We start from the raw sequence: 5,900 nt of genomic DNA, 5'->3' as shown, positions 1-5,900 counted from the left end.
CGATAGCCGCTGCGGTGGGACGCCCTGTCCGAGATCGCGCCGATGAGCGGGTAGGCCAGGACGTCGATGACCTTGGGCACCAGCACGAGCACCGTCGCGACGGCCGCCGCCACCCCGATCGAGTCGGTGAGGTAGTACGCCAGCACCAAACCGGGCAGGGTGCCGAACGCACCCGTGCCCAGGCTGCCCGCCGCGTACGAGGCGAGGACCGGGGCCGTGGTGGACCGGTCGGTCGCTGTCCGGCCCGGCGCGCCGCGGGGAGCCCCGCCCGCGCCGGGCTCCCCGCCCGTGGCCGCGGTGGTGGTCATGGACCGACTCTAGGGCGCTTGCGGCCTGTCGCGCCGTCGAAAAGAGCGTTCCGCACACCTCCCTCTCGGCATACGTGTGCGGAACTGTCTTCTCGACGCGGTCTGGCGGTGGGGTCTGGCAGTGGGGTCAGCCGGTGGGGTCAGCCTCGCCAGTCGAAGGTGTCCGGGTCCGGGCCCGAACGGGTGCCGTTGTGCAGCGCGGTGATGGAAGCCATCTGCTCGTCCGACAGCTCGAAGTCGAACACCTCGAGATTCTCGCGCATGCGGGCCGGGCTCGAGGACTTGGGGAAGACGATGTCGCCCCGCTGCAGCACCCACCGGAGCACGACCTGGGACACCGTGCGCCCGACCTGCTCGGCGAGCGCCTGCAACTGGGGGTCACCGAAGTCCGCGCCCTGGGCCAGCGGACTCCACGCCTCCACGGCGATGCCCCGCTCGACGCACGCCGCGCGCAGGTCGTCGTTGACGAAATACGGGTTGGACTCGATCTGGTCGACCGTCGGGGTGCTCAGGCCGGCCTCCGCCAGTCGCGCGAGGTTCGCCGCGGTGAAGTTGGAGACGCCGATCGAGTCGACGGCCAGGTCGGAGCGGATCTCCTCCATCGTCTCCCACACGGTGGCGACGTCGTTGTGCATCGCCAGTGGCCAGTGCACGAGGTAGAGGTCGATGCGCCCGCCCAGGGCCTCGAGCGAGCGCTCGGTGGCCTCACGGGCGGCGGTGCGCTCGTGGAAGGTGTTGTTGAGTTTGGTGGTGATCCAGAACTCGTCGCGCGGGATCCCGGACGCCGCGACGGCCCGGCCCACGCCCTCCTCGTTGCCGTACATCTGAGCGGTGTCGAGGTGGCGGTAACCGGCCTCGATCGCGTCCGTGACGACCTTCTCGGTATCGGCGGGCGGGACCTGGAAGGTGCCGAATCCGACCTGGGGGATCGAGCGGCCGTCGTTCAGGGTGAGCTGGGGGATCTGCCTGTCAGGTGTGGACATGCGACCAACGTACGCGCCGTTCCCGTGGCCCCGCCGAGAAGAGGATCTCGTGCACGCTCACTCGACCGATACGCGCGTTTTCCTCTTCTCGGCGGGAACCTGCGGAGGCGGCGGAGGCGGCGGAGGCGGCAGGCCCGGCGGGAGACCGGCTCCGGGTCACCCCTGCCCGGTCCGCAGGGACGCCTCGACGAGGTCGAGCATCTCGCTGACGTGCTCGGTGCCGCGACCCGTCGCCAGGTGAGTGATGAGGCCATCGAGCACGATGTCGAGGTACACACGCAGCACGTCCGCGGGGATGTCGGTGCGCATCCTTCCGGACGCCTTCTGTTCGCGGAGGCGGGCCACGACCGCCGCGTCGACCTCCGCCTGTCGGTCCGTCCACCGTTCCCGGAAGTCCGGGTCGGTGCGGATCCGCCGGGCGATCTCCAGACGCGTCCCGAGCCAGGAGAACTCCTGGGGGTCGGCGAGGATCTCCCGCATCACCTGGACCAGACCCTGCGCGGCCACGGTGGCGGCCATCGCCGCCGCGTCGTCGTGCGCGAGTGCGAGGAAGAGCGCGTCCTTGTCGTCGAAGTGGTGGAAGATGGCACCCCGGCTCAGTCCGGTGGCCTCTTCCAGACGACGCACCGTGGCGCCCTCGAACCCGTACTCGGCGAAGCACTCACGTGCGCCTGACAGGATCTGGTGTCGCCGGGCGTCCATGTGGTCCTGACTGACCCTGGGCATCTCGCTACCTTCCTTCGGAAACACCGCGGCGGTGCGCAGCCACCTTGCCTGAGCAGGGGAAACCGCGCACCGCCGTTGATGTGGGAGGCCGATCAGCCCTTGATCATGTTCCGCAGGACGTACTGCAGGATGCCGCCGTTGCGGTAGTAGTCCGCCTCACCGGGGGTGTCGATGCGCACCTTGGCGTCGAACTCGACGACCTGGCCGTCCTCCTTGGTGGCGGTGACCTTGACCGTCTTGGGCGTGGTGCCGTTGTTCAGCTCCTCGATGCCGGAGATGTCGAAGGTCTCCGTGCCGTCGAGCCCGAGCGTCTCGTGGGACTCGCCCTCGGGGAACTGCAGCGGGATGACGCCCATGCCGATGAGGTTGGAGCGGTGGATGCGCTCGAACGACTCGGTGATCACGGCGCGGACGCCGAGCAGGCGCGTGCCCTTGGCGGCCCAGTCACGCGAGGAGCCGGTCCCGTACTCCTTGCCGCCGAGCACGACGAGCGGGGTGTTCTGCTCGGCGTAGTTCTGCGCGGCGTCGTAGATGAACGCCTGCGGCGCACCCTCCTGGGTGAAGTCACGGGTGTAACCGCCCGTCACGCCGTCCAGCAGCTGGTTCTGCAGCCGGATGTTGGCGAACGTGCCACGGATCATCACCTCGTGGTTGCCGCGGCGGGAGCCGAAGGAGTTGTAGTCCTTGCGCTCCACACCGTTGGCGTCGAGGTACTGCGCCGCCGGGGTACCGGGCTTGATGGTCGACGCCGGCGAGATGTGGTCGGTGGTGACCGAGTCGCCGAGCTTGGCCAGGACGCGGGCGCCCTTGATGTCGGTGACGGGCTCCGGCTCCATCTCCATGCCCTCGAAGTACGGGGCCTTGCGGACGTAGGTCGACTTCTGGTCCCACTCGAAGGTCTTGCCGTCCGGGGTGCTGAGTCCGCGCCAGCGCTCGTCACCGGCGAACACGTCGGCGTACTTGGACTTGTACTCGTTGGACGAGATGGAGGCCTTGATGGTCTCCTCGATTTCCTCGGAGGTGGGCCAGATGTCCTTGAGGAAGACGTCGTTGCCCTCCTTGTCCTTGCCCAGCGAGTCGTTCTCGAAGTCGAAGTCCATCGAGCCTGCGATCGCGTAGGCGATGACCAGCGGCGGGGACGCCAGGTAGTTCATCTTGACGTCCTGGTTGATCCGACCCTCGAAGTTCCGGTTGCCGGACAGGACGGCGGTCGCGGTGAGGTCGTTCTCCTGGATCGCGGCGGAGATCTCCTCCGGCAGCGGACCGGAGTTGCCGATGCAGGTGGTGCAGCCGTAGCCGACGAGGTGGAAGCCGAGGGCCTCCAGGTCGGGCCAGAGACCGGCACGCTCGTAGTACTCGGTGACGACCTGCGAGCCCGGGGCCATGGAGGTCTTGACCCACGGCTTGGCCGTGAGGCCCTTCTCGTGCGCCTTGCGGGCGACGAGCCCGGCGCCGATCATCACCGACGGGTTGGAGGTGTTGGTGCACGAGGTGATCGACGCGATGGACACGATGCCGTGGTCCAGCACCATCTCCGTGTCGCCGACCTTGACCTCGACCGGCTTCGACGGGCGGCCCTCGGAACGCGTGGACGCGTCGGCGCGGACCGCGCCTTCCTCGGCATGGGCGAGGGTCACCTTGCCGGCGTTGTCCGACGGGGCACCGCCCTCGGACTGCATCCGGCCCTTCTCGGTGTCACCGAGCGGCTTGGCCTCGCCGTCCACGTAGTTGTGGATGTCCTTGCGGAACGCGCTCTTGGAATCGGAGAGCTCGATGCGGTCCTGGGGACGCTTCGGGCCGGCGATCGACGGGACGACGTCCCCGAGGTCCAGCTCCAGGTACTCGGAGAAGACGGGCTCCTCGGAGTCCGGGTGGAGCCACATGCCCTGCTCCTTGGCGTAGGCCTCGACGAGGGCGAGCTGCTCCTCGTCGCGGCCGGTCAGGCGCAGGTAATCGATGGTCTCGCCGTCGATCGGGAACATGGCGCAAGTGGAGCCGAACTCCGGACTCATGTTGCCGATAGTGGCGCGGTTGGCCAGCGGCACGGCCGCGACACCGGCGCCGTAGAACTCGACGAACTTGCCGACGACGCCGTGCTTGCGCAGCATCTCGGTGATCGTCAGCACCACGTCGGTGGCGGTGACGCCCGGCTTGATCGCACCGGTGAGCTTGAAGCCCACGACGCGGGGGATGAGCATGGAGATCGGCTGACCGAGCATCGCGGCCTCGGCCTCGATGCCGCCGACGCCCCAGCCGAGGACGCCGAGACCGTTCTCCATGGTGGTGTGCGAGTCGGTACCGACACAGGTGTCGGGGTAGGCCTGGCCGTTGCGGACCATCACCGTGCGCGCCAGGTACTCGATGTTGACCTGGTGGACGATGCCGGTGCCCGGGGGGACGACCTTGAAGTCGTCGAACGCGCCCTGACCCCAGCGCAGGAACTGGTACCGCTCCTCGTTGCGCTCGTACTCGATCTCCACGTTCTTCTCGAACGAGCTGGCCTGACCGAAGGACTCGATGATCACCGAGTGGTCGATGACCATCTCGGCGGGGGCGAGGGGGTTGACCTTGTCCGGGTCTCCACCGAGCTTCTCGACGGCCTCACGCATGGTGGCGAGGTCGACGATGCAGGGCACGCCTGTGAAGTCCTGCATGATCACGCGGGCCGGCGTGAACTGGATCTCGGTGTCGGGCTCGGCACTGGGGTCCCAGCTCGCCAGGGCCTCGATGTGCGCCTTGGTGACGTTCTTGCCGTCCTCGGTGCGCAGGAGGTTCTCGGTGAGGACCTTGAGCGAGTAAGGGAGCTTCTCGGCCCCCGGAACCGCCGACAGGCGGTAGATGTCGTAGGTCTCGTCGCCGACCTCAAGGGTCCCCTTGGCGCCGAAACTATCAATGCTTGCTGTCACGTCAGCTCCACTCGTGGTGCGAATGTCGGTTCGTCATCCCTCCCGGTGTCACCGCGTCTGTCTCGGGCGGCGGCGCCGGGGCGGACACAGCATCCATTGTGGACCCTGTGATCCGTCTTCGGCCGCCAATTTACCAGTACGCCCGTCCTGTATAGCCCCCGGCACGCCCGAACGTGGGCACGCGACTGCGGTTATCGCCGTCGAGCGGCGCGTGGGTTCGTGGGCGACGACGGAGAGATGGCACCATGTCGCACGTGGACACTCCCTCCGATCCCGTGACGGTGCTCGCGTATGCGGCCGAGCCGATCATGTCGTTACGGGAGGACGAGGTCCCGCCCTGGCTGGACTACCAGGCCGTGGTCGCCGACCTCGCCGACGACGGGGTCGCCGCACCTGCACCGTTCGTCGAGGGCCTCCGGACCGTGGTGGACGAGGCCGGTGATCGAGGTCTGGACCTGAAAGTGGTCTACACCGAGGCGCCGGCGACCGTCTACACGGACGCCCGTGACCTCGCGGCGTTCCTGGGCGAGGAGTACGACGGCACGATCCTCGTGCGCACCCCGGTGTTCATCGGCAGCTCCAGCGACTCGATCCCGCGCCACCAACTCGAGGCCGGACAGGATGACGCCTGGGAGGAGTTCGACCCGGTGGCCTCCGCCGCGGTCTTCGCTCACAAGGTCACCGCCCCCGCTCCGCCATGGGGCGCCCTGACCGCGGCCGCGATCGTGGTCACCGTGCTCGCGCTCGTCGCCTTCGCGATCGTCCTGCGACGTCGCTCACGCTGAGAAGACGCCGAAACGTCGCTTTTCCGACAGCGGTGTCCAGTTCGCGACACGCCGCCCGTCCTGCTGTTATGCAAGTTACAGCAGTGTATTTTGCCGACCGATGTTTCACATGTGTTCCCTGTGACCTACGGTGCTAAAGGAACACTAGGTTCTACCGAGTCGTGTTGAGGCTCCAGTGGCGCAGGGGAAGGC

5 protein-coding genes are annotated in these 5,900 nt (G+C 67.9%); 1 reads left to right on the top strand and 4 read right to left on the bottom strand.

Going from position 1 to position 5,900, the window contains the following annotated elements:
* The 4 genes from G6024_RS16540 to G6024_RS02800 all read right to left on the bottom strand — a co-directional run.
* Positions 1-308: MFS transporter (locus G6024_RS16540; RefSeq protein ID WP_235027735.1), on the bottom strand; the 308-nt coding region annotated here is incomplete at its 3' end.
* 140 nt (positions 309-448) lie between these two features.
* Positions 449-1,291, bottom strand: a complete 843-nt coding sequence (locus G6024_RS02810; RefSeq protein WP_159147920.1) for an aldo/keto reductase — start codon at positions 1,289-1,291, stop codon at positions 449-451.
* Between the two features lie 156 nt (positions 1,292-1,447).
* Complete coding sequence (locus G6024_RS02805) at positions 1,448-2,017, bottom strand: TetR/AcrR family transcriptional regulator (protein WP_069390485.1); 570 nt, start codon at positions 2,015-2,017, stop codon at positions 1,448-1,450.
* A gap of 92 nt (positions 2,018-2,109) precedes the next feature.
* Positions 2,110-4,923 carry an aconitate hydratase gene (locus tag G6024_RS02800; protein ID WP_067714358.1) on the bottom strand — a complete coding sequence of 938 codons (2,814 nt, stop codon included), beginning with the start codon at positions 4,921-4,923 and terminating at the stop codon, positions 2,110-2,112.
* A gap of 254 nt (positions 4,924-5,177) precedes the next feature.
* Between G6024_RS02800 and G6024_RS02795 the strand changes: the two genes are divergently transcribed.
* Positions 5,178-5,708, top strand: a complete 531-nt coding sequence (locus G6024_RS02795) for an Rv1476 family membrane protein (protein WP_154827438.1) — start codon at positions 5,178-5,180, stop codon at positions 5,706-5,708.
* Positions 5,709-5,900 lie beyond the last annotated feature (192 nt).

Source organism: Dietzia maris, assembly GCF_014144855.1.
Taxonomy (GTDB): Bacteria; Actinomycetota; Actinomycetes; order Mycobacteriales; family Mycobacteriaceae; genus Dietzia; species Dietzia kunjamensis.
Note: the sequence above shows the minus strand (reverse complement) of the source record. Positions and strands in the feature narration are given on the sequence as shown.

Excerpts from the sequence above, each read along its gene's own strand:
- G6024_RS02805 (WP_069390485.1), bottom strand. The coding sequence starts at position 2,017 with ATGCCCAGGGTCAGTCAGGACCACATGGACGCCCGGCGACACCAGATC.
- G6024_RS02810 (WP_159147920.1), bottom strand. The coding sequence starts at position 1,291 with ATGTCCACACCTGACAGGCAGATCCCCCAGCTCACCCTGAACGACGGC.